General features: G+C 42.8%; 1 protein-coding gene. It reads left to right on the forward strand.

What is annotated here, in order from left to right:
• Nucleotides 1–642 (forward strand): hypothetical protein (locus QNI15_RS38915; RefSeq protein WP_314037609.1); only part of this gene is annotated, 642 nt, incomplete at both ends.

Raw genomic sequence — 642 nt, forward strand, 5'->3', positions numbered from 1 at the left:
CTCTTACCCAAACTATAAGCAATAATAGCTGGACACAAATTAGTATTACAGGAATAGTAGTTACCAACGGAACATGTGAAATAGGCTTTACTACTTCTGCCAGTGGAACCAGGTATATTTATGTAGACGATGTCTCTTTTACACAGACAAATGCTGCTTCAGATTATGATTATCCGATTGGTGATGCTGGCAAGTATGAACGCTTACGCATGAGTGTAACCTCCGATTTGAGTGTGAGTAGTGTGCTGGGATTCTTTACCTGGGGGAATCCGGGTGGTTCCTCTCTTCCAATAGGGGCTTCTGCTTTGAAAGAAGGGGGTAATACGTTTTCCTATCTGGCCAATGATGGTTACTGGACACTGGAACCTGATGTAGATCCTGCTACTTCCGCCAGATATAATATAACCTTGTATTTACCTAACTATCCGGGCGGCAGTGGTCCGATTACTTTTGCCAAACGCCATGTTGCCACAGGAACTGGCTCAAACTGGACTTTTGATGGTAGCACAGTGGTAGGCGATTACTCCATAAAAACTCAATATGGACGAAGTGGATTTTCAACTTTTTCGCAAATAGGCATTATCAGTGGAACTCCTGTGAGTTTACCTGTATCCTATCTTTCATTTAATGGCTATGCCACAG

The sequence above is a fragment of the Xanthocytophaga flava genome (assembly GCF_030068545.1).
Classification (GTDB): domain Bacteria; phylum Bacteroidota; class Bacteroidia; order Cytophagales; family 172606-1; genus Xanthocytophaga; species Xanthocytophaga flava.